Origin of the sequence: Microbulbifer sp. MLAF003 (assembly GCF_030012965.1) — a bacterium.
Classification (GTDB): Bacteria; Pseudomonadota; Gammaproteobacteria; order Pseudomonadales; family Cellvibrionaceae; genus Microbulbifer; species Microbulbifer variabilis.
Map to the genome: position 1 here is coordinate 2,391,081 of NZ_CP120232.1, position 22,299 is coordinate 2,413,379.

Consider the following 22,299-nt stretch of genomic DNA (forward strand, 5'->3'; position numbering starts at 1 on the left):
TACTTCCTGCGACGGCTGCCAACTGAGTCTGCTTGACTGTGAAGACGAACTCCTATTGCTTGCTGAGGAAGTGGAGATTGCCTACTTCCTGGAAGCGTCCAGCAAGGTGGAAGAGGGACCCTATGACATTTCCCTGGTGGAGGGCTCAATCACCACACCTGATGATGTACAAAGGATTCAGAAGGTCAGAAAGCAATCCAGGTTCCTGGTTTCTATTGGCGCCTGTGCCACCGCTGGGGGCATCCAGTCTCTGCGCAATTTTGCCGATGTCACTGAATTTACATCCGTTGTGTATGCCCGGCCTGATTACATAGCAACCCTGAAAGATTCCACACCTATCTCTGCGCATGTTCCGGTGGACTTTGAGTTACAGGGTTGCCCAATCAACAAGCTCCAATTGTTGGAAGTAATCAGTGCATTTTTGAATCAACGGGCACCGCAGGTTTCTGCACACTCCGTTTGTATTGAGTGCAAGTTGAAAGGCAATGTCTGTGTCTGGGTGGCTCACGGTACCCCCTGTATGGGGCCAATCACCCATGCAGGTTGTGGCGCGCTATGTCCAAGCTATAACCGTGGCTGCTATGCCTGCTATGGCCCAAAGGAAAACCCTAATGGAGAATCTCTTTGCCACTGGTGGGCAGAAAAACTGGGTACAGACAAAGCAACAATTATTGAAAATATTAGAAATTACAATGCATTAGCTGGTTCTTTTAAGAAAATAGGTGAAAATCTGGAAGTGAATAAAAAACGTACTACTTAAAGGAGTTTATGAAGAGTGTCGGGTAAAGGCAAAACCATCAAAGTTGATTATCTTGCGCGGGTTGAAGGCGAGGGGGCGCTCTTTATTCGATACGATGATGATCAAGTGCACGATGTTCAGCTGAAGATCTTTGAGCCTCCGCGTTTTTTTGAAGCCTTCTTGCGCGGACGTGATTACACTGAGGCTCCCGACATTACTGCCCGCATATGTGGCATCTGCCCAGTGGCCTACCAGATGAGTGCCCTACATGCTATGGAAGATGCTCTGGACTTGGTGCCCACGCCAGAGCTAAGGACCCTGCGCCGGTTGCTCTACTGCGGGGAGTGGATTGAGAGCCACATGTTGCATGTCAGTATGCTGCATGCGCCAGACTTCCTCGGTTACCCCAGTGCTGTAGCTATGGCCAAGGATCACCCGGAGATAGTCCGCCAAGCTCTCGAGATAAAGAAAGCAGGCAATGCGCTGCTGCGACTGCTTGGAGGGCGGGAGGTCCACCCGATCAATGTCCGGGTTGGAGGCTTCTATCGAACACCTACTCCGGAGCAATTCGAGAGCTTGCGCGAACAGCTATTGGCCGCTCGTGATTTAGCCGAGCAAATGTGTCGATGGTCAGCTAAATTGCCATTCCCGGAAAACAACCAGGAGTTTGAGTTTGTTTCCTTAGTCAATCCAGACGAATACCCGATGAATGAAGGTCGCATTCAATCGAGTAGGGGACTGGATATTTCAGCAGGTGACTATGAGCAATATTTTCGTGAAGAGCAGGTACCGCACAGCACCGCTCTTCACAGTATTCTGATCGAACGCGGCGCCTACCTGGTCGGGCCAATGGCGCGCTTCAATCTTAACTATTCCCGCCTCTCTTCTAGGGTCAAGCAAGTGGCAGAAGAGCTGGATTTTAGGCCGCCCTGCACCAACCCATTCAAGAGCATTGTGGTGCGCTGCCTGGAAGTGCTTTATGCCTTCGATGAGGCACTTCGGATTATCGAGAATTACCAGCCTCCAGCCCATCCCTACCTTACCGTCAAACCACGGAAGGCCAGTGGCTGCGCCGCTACCGAAGCTCCACGTGGACTTTTGTACCACCGCTACGGCATCAACGCACAGGGCAAGATAACCCACGCAAAAATTGTTGCTCCCACTTCACAAAACCAGAAAACAATCGAGCAAGACCTGCGCCTGATGCTGCCAAAGTTTATGCACTTGCCGGAGGACCAGTTACAAGGTTTATGTGAGCGCGCCATTCGTAACTATGACCCCTGTATTTCCTGCTCAACCCACTTCCTGCAGCTACATTTGCAACATGACCAACCAGGAAGTCTCTGAACGCTGGTTACTCATCAGCCTGGGCAATCGCTTTCGCAGCGATGATGGAGTAGGTCCCTTTTTACTTCAAAAGTTAAAAGCATCCCTAGGCCATGCTGCAGAATTCTATGAAAGCGGCGGGGATATGGTTGGTCTACTGGGGCAGTGGAAAGATCGCCGGGTTTGTCTGGTAGATGCGGTTCAAGTGAGTGGGCGGAAGCAGGGAGATTTAATCCGTGCCAATGGATTGGCAGACTTGCTGGCACCCAGCTTTTGCAATACCTCCAGTCATGGCTTCAACCTGAAAGAGGCCATAGAGCTGGGAAAGAATGTACGGCTACTGCCCCTACGGCTGGAGATTTTCGCTATATGCGCAGAGAACTTTACCTGCGGTAATCGCCTCTCGGCTGAAGTAAAGAGGGGGGCAGTTCTCGCGGAGCAACAAATCACTGAACTTGTACAGGCTGACAATGGAGGTCAGCAATGCACGAACAATCACTGATTAAGAACCTGATCGAAAAGATTCAACAACTTTCCGCCGATGAAGATGGCAAGGTTGTTGGGGCTAAGTTGCGCCTTGGGGCACTGGCACATATTTCCCCAACACACCTTCGCGAGCACTTCGAGCAGGAAATTTTCGGTACCGCCCTGGAAGGTTTGCGCCTGGAAATTGAGGTACTCACTGATATCCATCATGCCGAGGCCCAGGACATTATCCTGGAGAATCTTCAGTTTGAGGCCAAGGATGGACAATGAACGCCAGCAAGTAGAAATTACAGGTTTGGTGCAGGGGGTTGGGTTCCGTCCATTTATCTATCGCTTGGCCAGGGAATGTAAACTCAATGGTTGGGTGGTCAACCATAGTGGTGGCGTACGGCTAGAGGTAGAAGGCGATCCCCTGAATATAGCGGGGTTTTTGCGCAGGGTGCCGGAGGAAAAACCACCTCACAGTCAAATCCTTAGTGTCCTCACCAAACTCGTTCCTATAAAAGGGGACAGCGGGTTTGAGATACGTGCAAGTGCAAAGGATGCAGAAAAGTCCACCCTTATCCTTCCGGATCTAGCGCCGTGCAATCACTGCCTGGCCGAATTGGCAAACCCCAACGACCGGCGTTATAACTATCCGTTTATCAACTGCACCCTGTGCGGCCCACGCTTCAGCATTATCGATAAGCTCCCCTATGATCGGGCCAATACCACCATGTCTGCATTTCCCCTTTGTGACAGTTGCCACAAAGAATATACAGACCCTTCCGATCGCCGTTTTCATGCTGAGCCCAATGCCTGCCCGGAATGTGGCCCGCAACTGGAATTATCTGATGGCACAGGCAAAGTGCTGGCTCCAAATGAGCACGCTCTGGAACGAGCCGTGACGGAGATATCCAGCGGACAGATCGTTGCGTTAAAAGGTGTTGGTGGCTTCCAATTGCTTGTAGATGCAGCTGATGGCGCAGCACTGGAGAAGCTGCGTAAAAGGAAACAGCGTCCACACAAACCCTTTGCGCTTTTATATCCTTCACTGGAAGCCGTACACCGGGATTGCGAGGTTTCCAAAGTGGAAGCCGACTTACTTACGTCTCCCGAAAGGCCGATTGTTCTACTAGCGGCAAAAGCTGATGCCGGGCAGCGAATACATAACCTGGTAGCTCCTGATTCCCCAGAATTGGGGGTGATGCTTCCTGCTTCGCCTTTACATCAGCTCTTGGTCCAGACATATGGTGCACCGCTGGTTGCTACCAGTGGAAATCTGGCCGATGAGCCAATCTGTACTGAAAATAATGAAGCACTGACCCGGCTTGGCAAAATTGCCGATTGTTTCCTTATGCATAATCGCGGGATTTTGCGCCACCTTGATGATTCCGTACTCAGGGTGATTGATAATCGTCCTGTCATGCTGCGCCGAGCCCGTGGTTTTGCGCCTCTTCCACTCATGCGCCCACAAATTACGCAGGAAAGTACTGAGCACCCAGCCATTTATTTGGGGTTGGGAGCAGATCAAAAAAATACAGTGGCCCTATCTCATTCCGGTTGGATCTATTCCAGCCAACACATTGGTGACTTGGAGAACGCCACCAGTGTTGAGCGCTTCGACAAAACTATCGAGGATCTGACTGCCTTTCAGCAGTGCGAGCCACATACCCTGGTTCACGACTTGCACCCCGGCTTTAACTCTCATCGCTGGGCGCTGAGTAAGCCAACCCCAAAACTCGGTGTGCAACATCATATTGCGCACTTTTTCTCCTGTATGGCAGAGCATAACCACAGTGGCCCCGCACTTGGTATTTGTTGGGATGGCACTGGTTATGATATTGACGGTGTGGTTCGCGGAGGCGAGTTCCTTTACTGGAATGGCGATTCTGAAGTCAAAAATATTGCCAGCCTGCGGACTTTTCCTTTGCCTGGTGGTGAGAAAGCCGTACGTGAACCACGACGGTCCGCAGCCGGGCTATTGTACGAAATATCCGGCTTCGTGGCCCTGCAGCACGATTTAATCAAACGTTGTTTTTCCCGCGGTGAGCGGCAAAACCTGGTCACTATGTTGAAAGGGGAAATAAACAGCCCACAATGTAGCAGTGCCGGCCGTTTATTTGATGCTGTTGCCGCTCTGCTTGGTCTCAGAAGCCATACCAGTTATGAAGGGCAGGCTGCACAGGCATTGGAGCACTCGGCTCGCGGTATCCAAAGCCGGGATGCCTATCCATTTGACCTGCAAAAACGGGGCAACCGCTGGCAACTAGACTGGGCACCCAGTGTCAGTGCGTTAATTTATGATGAAGGAAGATCCTTACCGCAGCGCGCAGTGGCATTTCACAATACCCTGGCCCAGATGATCCTGTCTGTAGCTGGAGAAGTTGCTGAGCCGCAAATTTTTTTGTCGGGTGGGGTTTTCCAAAACAAACGGCTGACAGAAACGGTTACCTCTCTGCTTCAGCGGTACAACTTTACGGTGCACTCACACAGCCAGGTACCTCCAAATGACGGAGGTATTGCCCTTGGCCAGGTGTACTACGCCCACTGCATGGCCGCTGCCGGCCAACCACTGGGAGGTTAAGCACTATGTGCCTGGGGGTCCCCGGCCTGGTAGAAGCAATCACCGGCAACTCGCCGCTGGAACGCATGGGCAAGGTACGATTCGGCGGTATAGCACGGGAAATCAACTTATCGCTGGTGCCCGATGCACAAGTCGGTGACTACGTGATTGTCCATGTGGGAATCGCTATCAGCCAGATTCAGGAAGCAGAAGCCGAGCGGGTGTTTCGTTACCTGGATGCTCTGGACGAGTCAGGCACCCTGGAGAGGCCATGAAATTCCTTGATGAGTATCGCCAAAGCGATAACATTCGGAAAATAGCTACAGAAATCCGCAAAGTCACCACAAAGCCCTGGACGCTAATGGAGGTCTGCGGTGGCCAGACCCATGCGATCGTCAGACATCGTTTGGACCAACTACTCCCCAAAGAGCTGGAGCTGGTTCATGGTCCCGGCTGCCCGGTATGTGTGACCCCTCTTGAAATGGTCGATTGCGCAATTGCCATTGCATCCATACCTGAAGTTATCTTCTGCTCATTTGGAGACATGTTGCGCGTACCGGGTTCGGAAAGTGATCTGCTTGCAGTCAAAGCCCAGGGTGGCGATGTCAGAATTGTCTACTCACCACTACAAGCAGTGCAGATTGCCGAGCAAAATCCATCCAGGGAAGTGGTCTTTTTCGCAGTAGGGTTTGAAACCACGGCAGCAGCCAATGCGATAGCGGCTTCCCAAGCCCAACATAAAGCACTGGATAATTTTTCCATGCTTGTGTCGCAATTTCTGGTTACACCAGCAATTGATTCCATTTGCTCCTCACCAGAATCGCGTGTGCAGGCTTTTCTCGCAGCGGGCCATGTTTGCTCAATCACCGGTTATGAGCGATACCTGCCACTCGCACAGAAGCACCATATTCCCATTGTTGTTACCGGATTTGAACCTCTTGATATCCTTGAGGGAATCCTGATGTGCATCAGCCAACTGGAGCAGGGTGCCTACCGCGTACAAAACCAATATCTGCGCGCGGTAGAGCAAGCTGGCAACCGGCAAGCACAGGAACTGATAAGGAGAGTTTTTAAGGTTTCAGCGCAGCAATGGCGTGGTGTTGGCTGGATTCCTCAGAGCGGCCTTGTGTTTAATGATGCGTTCGCCGCACTGGATGCCAAGTCAAAATTTGATCTCATACGCATTAGCACTGCCGAGTGTCACCAATGCATCAGTGGCGAAATTATGTTGGGCCAGAAAAAACCCAAAGATTGCCCCCACTTTGGAAAGGGGTGCCGCCCGGAGCAGCCTCTGGGTGCTCCAATGGTCTCTTCAGAGGGCGCCTGCTCCGCCTATTATCGCTACAGCCAACAGGAAAAACCCCGTGAACATCCAGTGTCCGTTGCCCACAAAAACGGATGAGATCGTCAAGCTTGGCCACGGCAGTGGCGGAGAGATGACGCAGCGTCTGCTTAAAAACTATATCCAGCCATTATTTAATAATTCCTGGGTATCGCAAGCCCATGACAGCGCAACTCTTCCCTGGGATGCCGATAGGTTGGTCTTTACCACCGATTCCTTTGTAATCACTCCACTATTTTTCCCCGGCGGCAACATCGGTGAGCTAGCGGTGTATGGCACCGTAAATGATCTGGCAATGGGAGGAGCTGAAGCGAAGTTCCTCAGCTGTGGGCTCATTTTGGAAGAGGGACTGCCATTGGCAATACTGGAAAGGGTGCTGATATCAATGGCAGAAGCAGCCAGTAAAACCGGAGTGAAGCTGGTTACCGGCGATACCAAAGTGGTGGAAAGAGGCAAAGGTGACGGTATCTACATCAATACCAGTGGAGTCGGCGTCCTGGAGAGCAATCAATCTATAGACCCCAGTCGTATCCGCAGAGGGGATCTGATCCTGCTTTCGGGAGATATTGGTCGTCATGGAATCTCCATAATGGCCAGCCGCGAAGGCCTTGAATTCGAAAGCAGCCTGGCGAGTGATTGTGCTCCACTCAACGGCGCTGTATCCAAACTGTTGCGAGCCGGGGTTGAAATCCACTGCCTGAGGGATCTTACTCGTGGCGGATTGGCTACTGCACTAGTTGAATTGGCGGAGAGTTCCAACAGGAGCTTTGTATTGGAGGAAAGCAGCATCCCCATTAGTGAGGCAGTGCAGGGAGCCTGTGAAATACTGGGGTTAGATCCACTTTATGTTGCCAATGAAGGGCGCTTTGTAGCCATCATTCCCGAAAGCGCTTCCGAATTGGCTATCGCAACCTTGCGGGAAACTGACGTGGGTACGTCTTGCGAAATCATAGGTCGTGTTGAAGGCGAGGGCTACGCCCAGGTAATTCTGCGGAACAGCCTGGGTTGTGACCGTTTGTTACAGCGATTACCCGGAGAACAGTTGCCTAGGATTTGTTAAACGCTAGAATCGCTGGCAGGGAAAATTGCCAACTGATAACGTACATGACTATCTCAGCTTCCTTTGCTTTATTCGCTTCAATGCTGGTGCTAGCCCTTATTCCAGGGCCTGGCGTGTTGGCAGTGATATCCCGTAGCCTTACATTAGGCCTGCGTCAGGGCTTGATCGCTGCAGCCGGAATTGTTGCAGGCGATTATTTATTTATCCTATTGGCTCTACTAGGGCTAAGCACATTGGCCGAGGCCATGGGTAGCCTCTTTGTCATCATTAAATATGCGGGAGCGGCATTCCTTATCTGGCTCGGAGTGAACCTGATACTCACTTCTGGCAAAGGAAAGGCCATCAAAAATGAAGAGAAAGTACCAGAGTCAAGTGGTAGCGGTATCTTTTCGAGCTTTTTGTTAGGCCTGCTAACAACCCTGGGCAACCCGAAAGCTATCCTTTTCTATGCGAGCTTTTTCCCAGCATTTCTCGACCTGACCAGTGTTACTTCAACCGATATCTTCGCTATCTTCACGATAGCAACATTGTCAGTGGGCAGTGTTATGGCAGGTTATGCCTACTTTTCCATCAAGGCAAAGTTCTCATTCGGAAATTCAAACAAGGCTCCTGCTCTGAAGTGTGGTTCAGGAGCTTTATTGATTAGTAGTGGAATTTTTGTTGCAGCCAGAGGCTAAGACCTAAGTATCTTCACTGGGAATAGCAACATCAAAGCCATTTAAAATCGCTGATAACTGGTGATATCCAGCTATCAGGAAGATCAGCTCTGCAGCCCCATCTTCCCCAAATTCGTCCACTGCCATTATCCAGGTGGCCTCAGGAAGCCTGCCTCCAGAGGCAAGCGAGGTAGCAATGCTGTAGGCGATCCCTTCATCCCGGGTCAGGTCGTGGGGACGCTGCCCTGCAGTAATGGTGGCAATTTTATCCGAATCCAAGTGAAGGCTTTCACCGATAGCAGTGTGAGAATAGAGTTCATATCCCGCCTTAAAGTGAGCGCCGGTGGCTAGGATGGCAACTTCCCGAGCCAACTTTGGAAGCTTGGGTTTAGCGGCAATGGCTTTGATATTTTCCCACCAGGGTTTGCCAAATTGCGGATAGTAGAGAGCCGGTGCCCAAGGGCCAAGCAGAGCACCATCCCTACGCTTTTTGACGAATCCAGAGAAGTAGCCACTCATTTCATCGCTCATGTCGTCGTAGAGAGGTATCTGCTCTTCGTTAAGATCATCTGGAGAGATAGCGGGAATACGCATAGATGAGTTCCTTAGAAGTCGTGCCTAGTCCTTAATTTTGATTGGATAAAGTCTAGCTGGCGAATTTTAAGGATAACGACAAATATCTCGCCTCTTAACTCTCTCGCATATGAGGGTGAAAGAAGGAGGGAGGGGTTAGAGAGCCTAACCACATGGTGGTGGTTAGGCGAAGAACATAAAGTTATTAGTAGTCGACAGTTGTTATAACGAAGTCACCTTCCGACGTACCCTCGCTATCCTGGTCGGTGTAAGCAATCCAGGCAACCGTTTCACCAGCAGCCGCTAACTTATCCTTTAATGTTAGGGATTCCACCATATTGCGCGGTACGTCAAAATGCCATTGGGAGCCCAGTGCCTGACACTCACTCTCTCCATCTGGCCATGCGCCTTTTGTTGTTGTCAGTGACCACATAAGGGGATAGTCTGCGGCACCATCATCCTTTAGATCGTCTGCATGCAAGGCGCCATTTAAACGTCTTTTGCAGGCAAATACACTGGTTCGGTCGCACCGGCGGTCATTGAAGCGCCCATCACTTCTAATAGCGGCGCAGTCCTCACCTGTGCCATGGTCATTGGGCTCACCCTCGCCCCAAGACCATAGGCCTTTATTTTGAAACCGGCTATCTGTGGCACTAACATCGTAGTGCTCTACCGTGTTGATGCCATCATCCCAATTGTCCAGGCTATCATCGTCGCCACTTTTCCAGTGCCGGTTCAATCCGCCCCAGCCATCAAATACTACATCGAATGTTTCATGATTATCATCGGTATCGCTGTCATTTTTTGTCCAGAAAAATACGAATCTTTTCTTGCCATTCAGACCATCATGCTGCCGAATTTTTTCTCTTGATAACTCACGGGAAGGAAGTGAGGTTCGCTTGTGATTAGCCACTTCAAGGCCGTTGGGAAAGTCCTCTTTATAGTCTTCCGGTGTGTAAATATAATCCAGGCCAATTTGGCTGATAAGATGATTTTTAAAAGTGGTTTGAGCACCAGAGGATACTGCATTTTCTATATGTACTATTACTGTTCGATTAGTGCCGTGTTGATCTTGCTTATAGGCCCAGTCTCTCAAATCTCCCAGTACTGTTGCAATGGGGACACGCTGAGGGTCGAACCAGAAGTTACAATAAAATGATCCATGACAAAAAACCTGTTCACCACTGAATTGATGTAAATCCAATTCTATAATTTCCGCCCCAACATCAATCTGATCTTTTACCCTAAGGGATTGTTCTGCACCGACCCAGATTGCACCATAAGCATCAGAGTTATAACTATTATGTGTCGCCAATACCTGGGTGTAGCGAATGGGTGTTGAGTATGTAAGACGTCGCTGAAGCTCTAAGGCGTATTTAGCATGATCATCGGTGCGTTGTTCAGTTTCATAATCGTAATAGAGATTGAACTGCACCAACATTGTGTACGGATCAGTTTCCGCTACAAGTGGCGAACCCATAAAAACAGTACTGACCATTAATGCCAAGCAAACCGATTGCAAGCGTCGAAACAACCATATTATGCGGATATTTTTCATTATTATTCCTGTTATTTTATTAGTAATTTCTAAACAGCTCTTACTGTGCTGTCTCATATGACTATTAAATGCTTATAGGTATTTGCTGTCGGTAACATTCGAAATGTCATACTGTATGACCGAAAGTACAACTGCCTTAACAAGTCGATACCTACAACTGAGATAATATCTAAAAGAGTCTGCAAAAAGATTAACTCACCCTGGAAGGTTTTTAGGTTTTCGTGAGAACTATTTCGCAAAATTAATATATAAAAAGAGAATATGAGTAATAACCAAGCTTCGCTTTCAATAAAAACTCTCCGTCAGTCTAATCTGGAAAGCCTTCCCTCTATCACTCAGTCTTTGGTTCTCAATAAGTAAATAGTGGTTGAACGTAAGGTTGAACATTAGTTTTGTCGGCAGGCAAATTGTAATCTTATAATTAGAGTTAGAACTTTCGAGCCTTTAAAGAGTCCTATCTCCAAGCTTACCGATCATCAGTTGCCTTTTGAAACAAGGATTTTGATCAAATTTACTGAGTATTTGGTCCACGAAGTAAATGGATTTAAACATAACGGCTTCTTTGTGCAGCAATAGCAAGACAACAATAAATGTCCGGCGACTGGCTATATCATTGGTTATTGCTGTTGCTGTGCATATAGGGCTGCTCATTATACCGATGTCAATTGCACCAGATACGTCACCAGGCATTGCATCTCCGCTTGAAATCAACTTGTCGGTGAATAAGAAAATAGAAGTACCCAGAACGGATGACACCGAACTACCTCCTTCCCATATAAAATCCCAGGAGCTTAAGGGTTATACTGCGGAAACAATCGGCAACAATGTAATAGAGGAAGCGCCTTCGACACCTAATATCAATGGCGGATCAATAACCAATGCAGATTCCTCTTCAACAATCAGTAAGCAAATCGATCAGCCGCAGAATCCTGATCACCTAGGTATGGAAAAGCCGACGCCAACATTAGAAGCATCTGGCGACTCTGAAACCAGAAGCCAACCCGCAGTTTTTGATCCGGTTTTAGAGAGAAAGTTAGCGCAGCAACGCAATAGAGTTCGGCGGCTTGAACGCACAGAAGCCATGTATACAACGACTACAGGCACTTTTGTTGAGGTTGGGGACCGATGTTTTAATGTTAAAGACTTGCCACCTGGAAACACAAATAGCGACTTAAATCCATGGTTTCGGGCTAAATGCCCCGATAATTCCAGGTCCAAGGCAGAAATTGATCGGCTGGCAGAGAAATATGGAATTCCTTAAATCTGCAGATAGACAACTCTAGCTCATGCACCCTGTATGTTGCACAGCCCAGAAGGCTTCAGGTTATTGCTATTCTCAGCCGGAGATAAAATGGAATCCACCAGGGATTCGAGATGAGACCTGAGAAGAATTGGCATGCGTTGCCACAAAATGAAGTCCTTTCCGAACTGAAGACGACTTCAGCAGGTATTAGCGAAAGTGAAGCACTCGCAAGGCTCAAAATCTATGGGGCCAATCGCTTGCCAGCACCACCGAGGAAGGGGCTGCTGCGACGTTTTTCTCGCACTTCGACAATATACTGATCTACGTCCTTCTGGGGGCTGCGTTTATCACCAGCCTGCTTCAACACTGGGTGGATACCGGGGTAATTCTCGCCGTGGTTGTCGTCAATGCCATTATCGGCTTTATTCAGGAAGGCAAGGCTGAAAAGGCGATGGATGCTATCCGGCATATGCTGGCACCGCGGGCTGGGGTATTGCGTGGTAACCAGAGATATACCGTTGATAGCGAGAAGCTGGTTCCCGGCGACATAGTATTACTTGAAGCTGGTGATAAAGTACCAGCGGATCTTCGGCTGTTGAAGACTCACGGTTTGCAGATCCAGGAGGCAATACTGACAGGGGAGTCTCTTGCCGTAGAAAAACGAACCAATCCGGTTGGCATCGAAACTGCACTAGGTGATCGTACCTGTTTGGCCTACAGCGGTACCAATGTTACCAGCGGGCAGGGCATGGGCGTGGTAGTAGCGACCGGAGCCCAAACTGAAGTCGGGCGTATCAGCAGTATGCTTGCCAGGGTCGAAACCCTGACAACCCCATTAGTGGAGCAGATGGGAATATTCGCCAAATGGCTGGCATTCTTTATCCTAGCAGTTGCCGCGCTCATCTTCGCCTTCGGGCTATTTGTTTTACATCACGATTTTTCCGAATTGTTTATGGCCGTCGTGAGTCTATCGGTGGCAGCCATACCGGCGGGCCTGCCGGCAGTATTGACCATTACGCTGGCAGTTGGCGTGCAGGCCATGGCGAGACGAAATGCCATTGTCCGCCGTCTTCCAGCCATTGAGACGTTGGGCTCGGTTTCGGTGATCTGCACAGATAAAACCGGAACCCTTACACGCAACGAGATGAACATCGTATCGGTGATCACGCTTCAGCACCGGTATACCGTAGAGGGCGTTGGTTATGAGCCACTAGGGGATATCTCAAACGAGAATAGTCCGACCTCCATATCAGGCCCTTCGCCTTTGCTCGAGTTGGCCCGCGTAGCAACCCTATGTAACGACGCAGAGCTTAGAAAACTCGAAGGTGTCTGGACTGTTGAAGGTGACCCTATGGAGGGTGCACTTCTGGCGCTTGCCGCCAAGGCAGGAATGGATGGCGGGGAGGCGCGCCATCAATGGACTCGCACAGATATCATTCCCTTTGATTCCGCACACAAGTTCATGGCCACCCTGGACCATAACCATGAAAACCATGCGCTAATCGCAGTAAAAGGGGCACCAGAGCAGATTCTGGGGATGTGTGAAAGCAGTCGTACCGCTGAGGGAGGCACTGCTCCGCTGAATGAGGCTTATTGGCAGGAATGGGTAAATGAACTTGCAGCACAAGGCTATCGGGTGCTGGCCTTGGCCACCAAGCCCGTAAAACCTGAACATACCGTATTGGAACAAACTGACCTGGATAATGCGCTGATCTTTCTCGGCCTGGTTGGCTTGATTGACCCACCCCGCCAGGAGGCGATTCTGGCAGTAGCGGAATGCCAAGGGGCCGGTATCCGAGTGAAGATGATCACTGGTGACCACAAGGCGACCGCCATAGCTATTGGGCAACAGATAGGCCTGCAAAACACTGAAAATGCGCTGACCGGTGTGGATATTGATAATCTCGACGATACGGTACTGGGAACAGAAGTGTTGAACGTCGACATCTTTGCCCGCACCAGTCCCGAACACAAATTGCGACTGGTAACTGCCCTGCAGGCCCACGGAATGACCGTTGCCATGACCGGTGATGGTGTTAACGATGCGCCCGCACTGAAGCGTGCCGAAGTCGGCATTGCGATGGGCAAAAAAGGGAGCGAGGCAGCCAAGGAAGCTGCGGAAATGGTGTTGGCCGATGACAATTTCGCCTCGATTGACGCCGCCATACGTGAGGGGCGTACGGTTTACGACAATATCAAAAAGGTAATCAGTTGGACCCTTCCAACCAACGCTGGGGAGGCCTCAACCATTATTGTGGCACTGATGTTTGGTATGGTGCTGCCGATAACACCTATTCAGATTCTGTGGGTAAACCTTATCACAGCGGTCACTCTCGGTATTGCCCTCGCTTTCGAGCCGACCGAAGAAAATACCATGTGCCGCCCACCTCGTCCTCGCAGCCAGCCACTGCTCACAGGCGTACTGATATGGCATATCGCACTGGTGAGCATCCTGTTTCTTTGCGGCGTATTCGGGGTCTACACCTATGCAATTGAGCGGCAGTATTCCCTCGACCTAGCTCGTACTATGGCAATGAATACACTGGTGGTAATGGAAATATTCCACCTTTTCTTTATCCGCAATATGTACGGTACTTCCTTAACATGGAAAGCGGTATGCGGAACCAGGGTCATATGGTTAGCGGTGATCGTAGTTACCATAGGCCAGTTCGCCATCACCTACTTCACGCCTTTGCAAGGCATCTTCTCCACCGAAGCCGTATCTCTTCAGGATGGGATACTTATCGTTGGTATAGGTGTTGCGCTGTTTGCAATTATCGAGATTGAGAAACAGATTCGAATACGCCTATCCCGTCCCTTGGATACCGGTGGTTCTCATCAAGGGCCCGAGCTCGAATCGTGATATCAGAAATGACGTTGGTCAATGGGCTTTATCTTTTCTAAAATCTGCTTTCGATTGGAATTGATTGATATGGTCAATGTATATGCAGTAATTTTCTCTGAGTGATGCTTATCTCCATCCAGCTCAGGTGGGATAGGAGAGGGTGGGATATGACAGCTCAGTTCTCATTGAATATACGAACCGAGCTGCCAAACTACCCGCGAAAATAACTTTGAACGCTTTAGATATTACTCAGAAGCCTCAGATACCCTGAAGTTAGCAACTTCTAATGCTCGTTCGTTTAAAACTCGGGCATTATCTTCCACATTAATAGAACCAGTGGTTTCACCATTGATAAATACACCTGGATTAGACCACTGTTGGATCCTTGGGCCACCAGTATTTGATGGGCAACCATAAGCCATTACTGTTCTCCATGTAGATGGCGTAGAGTTGCAATATCCGTGGCCATATGAAAAAGGCTCCATACTGGGGTCACGTGTTATAATATGCCTTGCTCCGAATAGATGGCCAATCTCATGTGCAAAGCTGAAGTATCCAGCTGCACATCCTTCTCTGGCTAAGGCTAAAGCTGTAGATTCGGTTGCACCAATCTCTCTGGCTACGCCACAATAGAAATAACCAGAATTCCCGGTCAATACCATCATGATGTCCGCCTTATATGTTTCTCTCAGGCGAAGTAACTCAGATGTTTCTGGGTTTTCTGAGTTAGAGAAAAAATCTCTATCAACATAAAAGTCACCACTACCTTCATAACTTGTTTTGTATGAGTGTACAATTTCAACGGATGTATTTACATTACTATTTAAGAAGGAAATATTTGTTTCCTCTTCCAATAGATCCATATAAGCGACAACATCACCAGCGTCACTCTCAAAATTACTGGTATATGCGACAATAACAGTAATTTTTTCGGCTGAATCTAAAGACCCCAAGCTAGAATCAATATTTGAAGGTCTTTCGCCTACATCCATGGGGAAATCTTCGTAATAATTAATATCGTGATCAATCAGGGTAGCGGTAGGCACCTCTATGATATCTGTAGTATTACCTTGACCCGGCCTAACTTTGTATAGCTTTCCGGACATTTGTATAGACCCTACAACATTACCATTATTCTCGGCAATCGTTACAAAATCCCCTTTCCTCTGACCAAATGCAGCAAAAGAGATTCTATTTTTTTCCTATTAACATTCTTGGTTTTAAATTGTGATAACTTACCATCTATGAGAACCTCCAACTCATCACCAGTTACTATTTTTCGCAACTCACCATTAAACCTTCCTCTTTTTACTATTGATTTTCTATTTTTCTGAGAATCTTTGAAATCTACCTGATCGGAATTGATTTCCTCCATCAAACGATACTTTTTACCGTCATCTGCCGACAAATAAAGAGGCAATGTTAACAGCAAACAAAAAGCGGATATTAAATAACTTCTCATAGGTCCTCTCCATATTATTATAATAATGTTTAATAATTATAGTCGTGTTGTTGTTTTATTTTTCAGCCCGTCATTAAGCTTCACCAGATATTATGAATCGCAATATAAAATTGCAATGAATTTCCAAAAAGCATAGAGCCGCATGCTTCTTAATGTGAACCAATTTTATAGTCAGCCCTATATTGCCGTCATCGTTATAGGGATATGTCAATTGAGGTGATTCACTAAGTCACACAGGGCCAGACTTGAATGCACTTAGTTTAATACTTGAAGCTTATTAGCATATGACAGATCAACCATTTATTTTTCAAATGAATTTAATTAAGGGGTATCTCAGAATTTCTCTGCTTGATCAATAATACTGAACATATATATTCGAGCTGTTCTCGATTAATGTGTCTGAAATTTTATTTTGGTAGGACCCAAACATCATGAGTAATTTCTTTAGCCTGGAGAATAAAGTTGCTGTTATTACGGGAGGAAGCTCTGGGATAGGTTTGAGCACAGCAAAACGTTTTTATTTGGCAGGCGCAACAATTGTTATTGCAGCACGCAGAAGAGGAGAAAAAGTATTACAGGAGATTGGGGGAGGGCATTATATACAAACAGATGTTTCTATAGAGCCCCAAGTTGAAGAGCTAATGAAAATGACAGAAAAGAAATATGGGAGGATTGATGCCGTAGTTAATTGCGCGGGAATTAATGAGGGCTATGATTCACTATGCAATAGTAGTTATAGCTATTTTATGAAGAATTTTAAGGTTAATACTTTGGGGGTTTTCTATAGCATAAAGTATTCCGCGCCATATATGAAAAAAGGTGGGGCAATTATTAATATCGCGTCAGTTGCCGGAATATCAGGAGTACCTTACTTGGGGCCATATGTTGCTTCAAAGTCGGCGATCATTGGTATTACCAAAACGGCAGCGCTCGAATTGGGAGACAGGAATATTAGAGTTAATGCAATATGCCCTACTTCAGTTGATACACCAATGGCTCATGCAAGAGGAGGGAAGCAACAGCTTGCAATGGAAAAAACCGCGGTTCCTTTGCAACGCATAGCAAAACCTGAAGAAATCGCAGCGCTTATACACTTCTTAGCAGCAAGTGACTGTGGATTTATAAATGGTCAAGCCATTAATGTAGATGGTGGTTATAGTGCTGGCCTTTCAATACCGGCTTTTAATGCTCTTTCTAATACTTGAAAGCAATTAAGTTGAGTCTGATGCTAGCTACTCACTATTGTGATGGATAGGGCGCTGAGATCGAAATAAAGTGGAACCGAACCAGTTAACCCAAAACTAAGGGCCCTTTAGAAATGATGCCCAAAGTGGGAACACTACAAGAAGTCAAAGCTATTAGTTCTTTTCAATGTGCTGAGAGACAGCCAACCTTAATTCCAGCCGTAGGGATGGAAAGTAAGAACGGCTGAACAATTGTGTAAACTGACCACTGCAGTACGCTGACTTGCGTTTAGTCTAAGAATTAGTGAGCGTGGTAAGTTGTGTACAGACTCATGACTGCCATCAATATACCTTGCCATCTCAGATCAGATTTACCGATCCAGAAAATTGGGCGTCCATACTTCGAAGTGATTGGCCCCAGCTGACCACCGCCAACTCTGCGTAGTCAGGGTTAAGAAGTGTATGCGTAAGCGAAACGACAGTGCCAAGTTCACTGCTTCTAAACACAACTTCGACCAATGACGAATTCTTTTGCGGTTCGGTGCCATGTGGCAAGTTGAGATTGCAATGTTCATGGACCTCAAAGCTCAGTAACTTCGGTCTGTCGACGCAACGATATACTCCAGACATTACGCAAGAGCTGCCGTCTGGAGCTGTCATCTCAAAAGCAAAACTCCCGCCAACCTCTGCCGTGAGATTGAGCACGCGCGTAGTGAAACCGTCGGGGCCCCACCATTTTTCAACCATGCTCGGCGTAACCCAGGCAGTAAAGACCGCTTCCGGTGTTGCCCTGACCGTGTAGGAGATAGGTTTGGTTCGAACATTCGCTTGATAGGAAAAATCGATCACGATGATACCTTGTTCTTTTTATCAGGGGGTTTCCTGCTTTCTGTTAACACTAAAACATATCTTTACTGCGCTCCAGAGATATCATGGCTACTTGGGGCTTATCCTCCTATATTCGGCCGTAAATAGTGATATGTTGACCTAATTTTGTTATCCACTATAGTTACCCTGTAGGCTAACTATAATCAATATGGCAACTCAGTTGTACCTCAGCTAGCGCACTCATCAGTGTTTCAGCCCCTGGCAATCATTTTGCCCCGGGAGTACTGATTTAAGAGCTCACGTTGCCCGACAGGAAAGCACGGGAAGTGGCCAACAAACCATGATGGAAATAAAAATGCCGATATTGCTGCTCTCGAAAGCGCCGGTAAAGACGATTTTCAAAATATGACTAGATTGACGGAAAACCGGTCAGGTAAGGCGTTCATAGACAGGACCAACCTCTTACCTCGAAGAGAGGATTATTACAGTCTCCCAAATGTCTTAAGCGGTTGCCCAGGGCGTAATCGAAATTTGGTGGCTCATGATCTTAGGCCAATCATGACCAGTTCAAAATACATGGAGGTTCCTTAAGCATGAATGATAAACAGCCAAGCAGCGAATCAGAGAGCCATACGGTTCATTCTGGCATGAAGGAGTTTTACCACGGCTCCCGAAAAAATCTCAGCCCAGGAGATGTTGTCACGCCCGGCGGCCCATTTGGCATAGCAGGTGACAATGTTGAGACCTCGCATACCTACATGTCGCCCAATTTGGATGCAGCCATATGGGCCGCAGAACTCGCCGAAGGCAATGGACCACCGAAAGTGTATATCGTGGAGACGGAAGGTGATATAGAGGATGCGACCGAGCTTTTAGTTGAGAGTGCACCGCGCCACCCTTATATGTCACATCGATCGAAAGGGCGGGTACGAGTTAAATCGGAAGTTCGTGAATGGACTTACTATCACGGAACGCGCGCGGACCTCGAAATGGGAGATATGCTTATGCCGGGAGGTAATCCGAATTTCGGCAAAAAGGCGCTCGGCCATATTTACCTCGCGCGAACACTTGATGCTGCGGTTTGGGGAGCGGAACTAGCGCTGGGTGACGGGCCAGAACGGATTTACATCGTCGAGGCGACGGGTCCAATCGAAGACGACCCCAATGTGACCAATAAAAGGTTTCCCGGTAACCCTACAAAGTCATTCCGGTCTCATAAACCTTTACGCGTTATCGGCGAGGTGAAGGAATGGCAGGGCCATCCTAAGGAAGCGCTAGAAGCCATGAAAGCCGGCATAGCAGAACTGGCCAAACAAGGCATAGGTCCTCTTGATGACTGACTGGATGGCAGGCTTGAACATACTGGCCATTAGCTTTTCACTGATGAACCTGAAAAGTTTTCATTGCCTTGACCGATAAGGTGATCCGGGTTGCTATCGGTATGTCAGCTTTTTCCTGCAGTAATTCTATTTCCACAACGGTGCATCCAAATAACGGCTGGTATAGGGATGGGATGAAGCACTTTTATTAGGGTGATTTTAACGGGCATTACCAAACTGCGGCCATTGCCTAACGATTTTACACCTATATACTTAGTCGAATGGGTAACAATCACGAAAATCTGAATACAGTCTTCCAAGCCTTAGCAGATCCAACGCGCCGCGCTGTCATTCAGCACCTGACCAGCGGACCGGCATCGATCACCGAGCTCGCTAAACCGTTTGAAATGGCACTACCTTCATTTATGAAGCACATTGGTGTGCTGGAGGATGCGGGTTTGATCCGATCCAAGAAAATTGGCCGCGTACGAACCTGCGAGATCAAGCCGAAGCAACTGACAGCTGCAGAAACTTGGATTAATAAACAGACGGCCCAATGGGAAGGCCGAATGGCACGAATGGCGAGCTTTGTCGAAGCACTTGGCGCTGAAGGACAGGATGATTGAGTACGATAAAGATACAGGGTGCCATATTACAAAGCCTGTAGGTCATCCCTCCATCCCAATAGCCGGCTACTTGATCTTCTGTTAAAGAAATAAAGGGCGTGATCGGTTCACATATCGCACCCCCTTATGACATTGCCGATCATAGTTGTTATGTCGTTGCGCTTCACTTTGAGCAGATAGAGGTCAATTCTCTTACTCTTTTGCGCCACTAGTAAGTTATCCATTGACCTAACTATTATTGCTTTTTATAGTTATCCAATCAGCTAACTATTAGTCGGTAGCCTGGGAACCGCTATTAAGCAAAGGGGCTAACATGAGCCAACAGTTATCGCATGACACCATATCCATCAGCAAAACAATCAAAGCACCGGCAGAACAGGTTTTTTCAGCATGGGAAAACCCAAAAACCCGCTCATTATGGGGGGCACCCTCTAAGGATGAGGCAATCGAGTTTCTTCAAAACGACTTTCGCGCCGGAGGCCTTGACGTACATCAGTGCGGCCAAAAGAATGATCTGCAATTCCGGGTCGAAACACACTACTACGACATCCGTAGGCCGCATCGCCTGCTTTTTACCGAGCGTGTATATACAGACGACTCTTTATTGAGTGCCTCTTTGATCACCGTGGCGATTAGCGAAAATAAGCGCGCGACTGAACTCCAGGTGACGATACAGATCGCCTCTCTGGTCGGTTTGGGAATGATCGACGGAACACGCAATGGATGGCAGTGCGCTCTTTCTAATCTCGCCGCTTACCTGGAAGCAACAAGGGTGGAAGTCGAATAAAGAAGATCAATAACCTATCTCTTCAAGTCTCAATGGTGATTGAAAGCAATAGCCTAAGCACAACTCGCGACGCCATTTTGATCAACAAAATCACCAAGGAAGAACTGTGTGCGAAAAATCATTGTAAACACGTTTGTTAGTCTGGATGGCGTGATGCAGGCTCCCGGTGGTCCAGAGGAGGACACTTCAGGGGGCTTTGAGCATGGTGGATGGGTGGCGTCCTATTTCGATGAAGGTGTAGGTAAATTTATGGGGGATGTGTTCGCATCCCCATTCGAGCTGCTGCTTGGCCATCGGACTTACGATATTTTTGCTGCCCATTGGCCGAGAGTAGCTGCTGATCCGCCGCCTCAGGGTGTTGATGATGGCGAAATCCAGATGGCCAAAAAAATTGATGGTACAACACGGTATGTCGCCTCCCGCACAAAACCCGAATTTACCTGGGAAGGCAGCGAATGGCTGGGTAATGACCCGGTCGCACGGCTTCGTGAAATCAAGGCCAACAATGGTCCTGACTTACTGGTACCGGGCAGTGCTGACTTTATCCAGACTCTACTCAAAGCAGACCTGGTTGATCAGTTTAAATTGCTGATTTTTCCTGTGATTCTGGGCAAAGGAAAGCGCCTCTTTGGTGCCGGTGTAATCCCTATTGGGTTCCATGTACAACAATCTACGATGACAGACAGTGGCACTATTTGCGTGACCTATGTTCGGGATGGAAGTATCACCACTGGAGACTTCTCCCTTCAACAAGATTAGCGCTGGCAGCCCAATCGCAAGCTGGTGTAAATGATAGGAGATCTTGAATGCTGGTTATGGTGCTGATCAAAGCCACGGCGGCAACTGAGGCAGGCAAGTTGCCGCCGCAAGCTATTCGTAACGCGATGGACCGCTTTAATGAAGAGCTTCTCGACGCCGATATCCGACGCATGGCGGTAGGCCTCAAGCCCACGGCAGAAGGGAAGCGTCTTGTATCTGATGGGAGTGCAATATCAGTAGTTGATGGTCCATTCCCGGAATTCGAGCAACTCGTATCAGGTTTATGGCTTTGGGAAGTACGTGATATTGAAGAAGCGATGGTATGGGCAGCTCGGTGTCCAAACCCTATGGAAGGTGCATATGAAATTGAAGTCCGCCCCCTTTATGAGACTTCAAGTTTAGATGGAATCAAAACTCAGAAGCTGACGTTGAGACAATAGCGAAAGGAGCTCGATAGTTATGGAACCCATCATTTACCTGACATTCAATGGAAACTGCCTTGAGGCGATGACGCATTATGCCGAGACACTCGGTGGCAAGATCTGGGGCACCCTCCTAAATGCAGATGCGCCCAACCCCGAAAGTAGAATGCCCGGTGGCGACGATATGGTTATGAATATGGCCATGACACTGGGCAGTGCCACCCTGATGGCTTCTGATAACTCCCGCGAAATGTACGAGAAACCGCAAGGTTTCCGTATTTTTATTCCGCCTAAATCGCTCAGGGAATTTGATCGTATCTATAACGTATTCTCAAAGGAAGCAAAAGCCATAGATTTGGCCCCCGTCGAAACATTTTGGGCTGAACGTTTTGCTTTACTCACGGATAAATATGGAACGCCATGGATGCTGAATTACGAGGGTTCAAAGACAGAAGCCGTAGGGGAGGGGGCATCAAAATCGGACTCCGGGAAAATGATAGTTTGATAGTGGGTGCGACTTTGCTCGTGCGGGACAACCA

The 22,299-nt window shown here is 48.2% G+C and carries 23 protein-coding genes and 3 pseudogenes; 20 read left to right on the forward strand and 6 right to left on the reverse strand.

All coding sequences use genetic code 11. The annotated features are described in order from the left end of the window. Positions 1-55 precede the first annotated feature (55 nt). The 9 genes from P3339_RS11535 to P3339_RS11575 all read left to right on the forward strand — a co-directional run bounded on the left by P3339_RS11535 (position 56) and on the right by P3339_RS11575 (position 8,175). Positions 56-760 (forward strand): NADH-quinone oxidoreductase subunit B family protein, encoded by a 705-nt coding sequence (locus tag P3339_RS11535; protein WP_282953495.1) that lies wholly within the window; start codon positions 56-58, stop codon positions 758-760. Positions 761-775: 15 nt separating this feature from the next. Continuing rightward, positions 776-2,086: a Ni/Fe hydrogenase subunit alpha gene (locus P3339_RS11540; RefSeq protein WP_282953496.1), complete on the forward strand. Its 1,311-nt coding sequence runs from the start codon at positions 776-778 to the stop codon at positions 2,084-2,086. Beyond that, positions 2,064-2,567 carry a hydrogenase maturation protease gene (locus tag P3339_RS11545; protein WP_282953497.1) on the forward strand — a complete coding sequence of 168 codons (504 nt, stop codon included), beginning with the start codon at positions 2,064-2,066 and terminating at the stop codon, positions 2,565-2,567. The genes P3339_RS11540 and P3339_RS11545 overlap by 23 nt, the downstream gene beginning before the upstream one ends. Further along, a complete protein-coding gene (locus P3339_RS11550) occupies positions 2,549-2,821 on the forward strand; it encodes a hydrogenase/urease maturation nickel metallochaperone HypA (protein ID WP_282953498.1) in 273 nt (90 codons plus the stop codon). The genes P3339_RS11545 and P3339_RS11550 overlap by 19 nt, the downstream gene beginning before the upstream one ends. Beyond that, positions 2,811-5,117 carry a carbamoyltransferase HypF gene (hypF, locus tag P3339_RS11555; protein ID WP_282953499.1) on the forward strand — a complete coding sequence of 769 codons (2,307 nt, stop codon included), beginning with the start codon at positions 2,811-2,813 and terminating at the stop codon, positions 5,115-5,117. The genes P3339_RS11550 and hypF overlap by 11 nt, the downstream gene beginning before the upstream one ends. A 5-nt stretch (positions 5,118-5,122) precedes the next feature. After that, positions 5,123-5,371 (forward strand): HypC/HybG/HupF family hydrogenase formation chaperone, encoded by a 249-nt coding sequence (locus P3339_RS11560; RefSeq protein WP_020412782.1) that lies wholly within the window; start codon positions 5,123-5,125, stop codon positions 5,369-5,371. Then, positions 5,368-6,498 carry a hydrogenase formation protein HypD gene (hypD, locus tag P3339_RS11565; RefSeq protein WP_282953500.1) on the forward strand — a complete coding sequence of 377 codons (1,131 nt, stop codon included), beginning with the start codon at positions 5,368-5,370 and terminating at the stop codon, positions 6,496-6,498. The genes P3339_RS11560 and hypD overlap by 4 nt, the downstream gene beginning before the upstream one ends. Further along, entirely contained in the window at positions 6,461-7,498 is a 1,038-nt protein-coding gene (hypE, locus tag P3339_RS11570) for a hydrogenase expression/formation protein HypE (protein ID WP_282953501.1), read from the forward strand. The genes hypD and hypE overlap by 38 nt, the downstream gene beginning before the upstream one ends. Positions 7,499-7,578: 80 nt before the next feature. After that, positions 7,579-8,175: a LysE family translocator gene (locus P3339_RS11575; protein ID WP_282953585.1), complete on the forward strand. Its 597-nt coding sequence runs from the start codon at positions 7,579-7,581 to the stop codon at positions 8,173-8,175. A gap of 3 nt (positions 8,176-8,178) precedes the next feature. Here the strand turns inward: P3339_RS11575 and P3339_RS11580 are convergent, their stop codons facing one another. Together P3339_RS11580 and P3339_RS11585 are read right to left on the reverse strand one after the other, a co-directional pair. Beyond that, positions 8,179-8,748 (reverse strand): carboxymuconolactone decarboxylase family protein, encoded by a 570-nt coding sequence (locus tag P3339_RS11580; protein WP_020412778.1) that lies wholly within the window; start codon positions 8,746-8,748, stop codon positions 8,179-8,181. 184 nt (positions 8,749-8,932) lie between these two features. Next, the gene (locus P3339_RS11585; RefSeq protein WP_282953502.1) at positions 8,933-10,285 is read right to left on the reverse strand and encodes a hypothetical protein; all 1,353 of its coding nucleotides are present in this window, start codon (positions 10,283-10,285) and stop codon (positions 8,933-8,935) included. A 613-nt stretch (positions 10,286-10,898) separates the two neighbouring features. Between P3339_RS11585 and P3339_RS11590 the strand changes: the two genes are divergently transcribed. Further along, positions 10,899-11,546, forward strand: coding sequence for a hypothetical protein (locus tag P3339_RS11590; protein ID WP_282953503.1), 648 nt, complete (start codon positions 10,899-10,901; stop codon positions 11,544-11,546). A gap of 113 nt (positions 11,547-11,659) precedes the next feature. Then, positions 11,660-11,770 (forward strand): annotated as a pseudogene (locus P3339_RS11595) (hypothetical protein); the annotation flags it as partial. Here P3339_RS11595 and P3339_RS11600 read toward each other — a convergent pair. Further along, positions 11,770-11,895 carry a hypothetical protein gene (locus tag P3339_RS11600; protein ID WP_282953652.1) on the reverse strand — a complete coding sequence of 42 codons (126 nt, stop codon included), beginning with the start codon at positions 11,893-11,895 and terminating at the stop codon, positions 11,770-11,772. The pseudogene P3339_RS11595 and the gene P3339_RS11600 overlap by 1 nt on opposite strands. Positions 11,896-11,898: 3 nt before the next feature. Here P3339_RS11600 and P3339_RS11605 point away from each other — a divergent pair, with 3 nt between their 5' ends. Beyond that, complete coding sequence (locus P3339_RS11605; RefSeq protein WP_282953504.1) at positions 11,899-14,391, forward strand: HAD-IC family P-type ATPase; 2,493 nt, start codon at positions 11,899-11,901, stop codon at positions 14,389-14,391. A gap of 227 nt (positions 14,392-14,618) precedes the next feature. Here the strand turns inward: P3339_RS11605 and P3339_RS11610 are convergent, their stop codons facing one another. Both P3339_RS11610 and P3339_RS11615 read right to left on the reverse strand, forming a co-directional pair. Then, entirely contained in the window at positions 14,619-15,479 is an 861-nt protein-coding gene (locus P3339_RS11610; RefSeq protein ID WP_282953505.1) for a M12 family metallo-peptidase, read from the reverse strand. A 41-nt stretch (positions 15,480-15,520) separates the two neighbouring features. Next, positions 15,521-15,835 carry a hypothetical protein gene (locus tag P3339_RS11615; RefSeq protein ID WP_282953506.1) on the reverse strand — a complete coding sequence of 105 codons (315 nt, stop codon included), beginning with the start codon at positions 15,833-15,835 and terminating at the stop codon, positions 15,521-15,523. Between the two features lie 431 nt (positions 15,836-16,266). Between P3339_RS11615 and P3339_RS11620 the strand changes: the two genes are divergently transcribed. Further along, positions 16,267-17,040, forward strand: a complete 774-nt coding sequence (locus tag P3339_RS11620; protein ID WP_282953507.1) for an SDR family NAD(P)-dependent oxidoreductase — start codon at positions 16,267-16,269, stop codon at positions 17,038-17,040. Between the two features lie 339 nt (positions 17,041-17,379). Here the strand turns inward: P3339_RS11620 and P3339_RS11625 are convergent, their stop codons facing one another. Next, positions 17,380-17,868, reverse strand: a complete 489-nt coding sequence (locus P3339_RS11625; RefSeq protein WP_282953508.1) for an SRPBCC family protein — start codon at positions 17,866-17,868, stop codon at positions 17,380-17,382. 626 nt (positions 17,869-18,494) lie between these two features. Between P3339_RS11625 and P3339_RS11630 the strand changes: the two are divergent. The 7 genes and pseudogenes from P3339_RS11630 to P3339_RS11660 form a co-directional block, all read left to right on the forward strand. After that, a pseudogene (locus P3339_RS11630) lies at positions 18,495-18,791 on the forward strand (NAD(+)--rifampin ADP-ribosyltransferase); the annotation flags it as partial. 15 nt (positions 18,792-18,806) lie between these two features. After that, positions 18,807-19,187, forward strand: a pseudogene (gene arr / locus P3339_RS11635) (NAD(+)--rifampin ADP-ribosyltransferase); the annotation flags it as partial. Between the two features lie 260 nt (positions 19,188-19,447). Continuing rightward, positions 19,448-19,792, forward strand: coding sequence for an ArsR/SmtB family transcription factor (locus P3339_RS11640; RefSeq protein ID WP_020412768.1), 345 nt, complete (start codon positions 19,448-19,450; stop codon positions 19,790-19,792). A gap of 313 nt (positions 19,793-20,105) precedes the next feature. Beyond that, positions 20,106-20,579, forward strand: coding sequence for an SRPBCC family protein (locus tag P3339_RS11645; RefSeq protein ID WP_282953509.1), 474 nt, complete (start codon positions 20,106-20,108; stop codon positions 20,577-20,579). Positions 20,580-20,687: 108 nt separating this feature from the next. Then, a complete protein-coding gene (locus P3339_RS11650) occupies positions 20,688-21,338 on the forward strand; it encodes a dihydrofolate reductase family protein (RefSeq protein WP_282953510.1) in 651 nt (216 codons plus the stop codon). Between the two features lie 47 nt (positions 21,339-21,385). Then, positions 21,386-21,778: a YciI family protein gene (locus tag P3339_RS11655; RefSeq protein ID WP_282953511.1), complete on the forward strand. Its 393-nt coding sequence runs from the start codon at positions 21,386-21,388 to the stop codon at positions 21,776-21,778. A gap of 19 nt (positions 21,779-21,797) precedes the next feature. Next, positions 21,798-22,265, forward strand: a complete 468-nt coding sequence (locus P3339_RS11660; RefSeq protein ID WP_282953512.1) for a VOC family protein — start codon at positions 21,798-21,800, stop codon at positions 22,263-22,265. The last annotated feature ends 34 nt before the right edge of the window (positions 22,266-22,299 follow it).

Bases quoted from the DNA above. Each gene is read 5' to 3' on its own strand.
- P3339_RS11610 (WP_282953505.1), bottom strand. From the start codon at position 15,479: ATGTCCGGAAAGCTATACAAAGTTAGGCCGGGTCAAGGTAATACTACA.
- P3339_RS11645 (WP_282953509.1), top strand. From the start codon at position 20,106: ATGAGCCAACAGTTATCGCATGACACCATATCCATCAGCAAAACAATC.
- P3339_RS11585 (WP_282953502.1), bottom strand. From the start codon at position 10,285: ATGAAAAATATCCGCATAATATGGTTGTTTCGACGCTTGCAATCGGTT.
- P3339_RS11550 (WP_282953498.1), top strand. From the start codon at position 2,549: ATGCACGAACAATCACTGATTAAGAACCTGATCGAAAAGATTCAACAA.
- hypD (WP_282953500.1), top strand. From the start codon at position 5,368: ATGAAATTCCTTGATGAGTATCGCCAAAGCGATAACATTCGGAAAATA.
- hypF (WP_282953499.1), top strand. From the start codon at position 2,811: ATGGACAATGAACGCCAGCAAGTAGAAATTACAGGTTTGGTGCAGGGG.
- P3339_RS11660 (WP_282953512.1), top strand. From the start codon at position 21,798: ATGGAACCCATCATTTACCTGACATTCAATGGAAACTGCCTTGAGGCG.
- P3339_RS11640 (WP_020412768.1), top strand. From the start codon at position 19,448: ATGGGTAACAATCACGAAAATCTGAATACAGTCTTCCAAGCCTTAGCA.
- P3339_RS11620 (WP_282953507.1), top strand. From the start codon at position 16,267: ATGAGTAATTTCTTTAGCCTGGAGAATAAAGTTGCTGTTATTACGGGA.
- P3339_RS11580 (WP_020412778.1), bottom strand. From the start codon at position 8,748: ATGCGTATTCCCGCTATCTCTCCAGATGATCTTAACGAAGAGCAGATA.
- P3339_RS11615 (WP_282953506.1), bottom strand. From the start codon at position 15,835: ATGAGAAGTTATTTAATATCCGCTTTTTGTTTGCTGTTAACATTGCCT.
- P3339_RS11655 (WP_282953511.1), top strand. From the start codon at position 21,386: ATGCTGGTTATGGTGCTGATCAAAGCCACGGCGGCAACTGAGGCAGGC.
- P3339_RS11575 (WP_282953585.1), top strand. From the start codon at position 7,579: ATGCTGGTGCTAGCCCTTATTCCAGGGCCTGGCGTGTTGGCAGTGATA.
- P3339_RS11560 (WP_020412782.1), top strand. From the start codon at position 5,123: ATGTGCCTGGGGGTCCCCGGCCTGGTAGAAGCAATCACCGGCAACTCG.
- P3339_RS11545 (WP_282953497.1), top strand. From the start codon at position 2,064: ATGACCAACCAGGAAGTCTCTGAACGCTGGTTACTCATCAGCCTGGGC.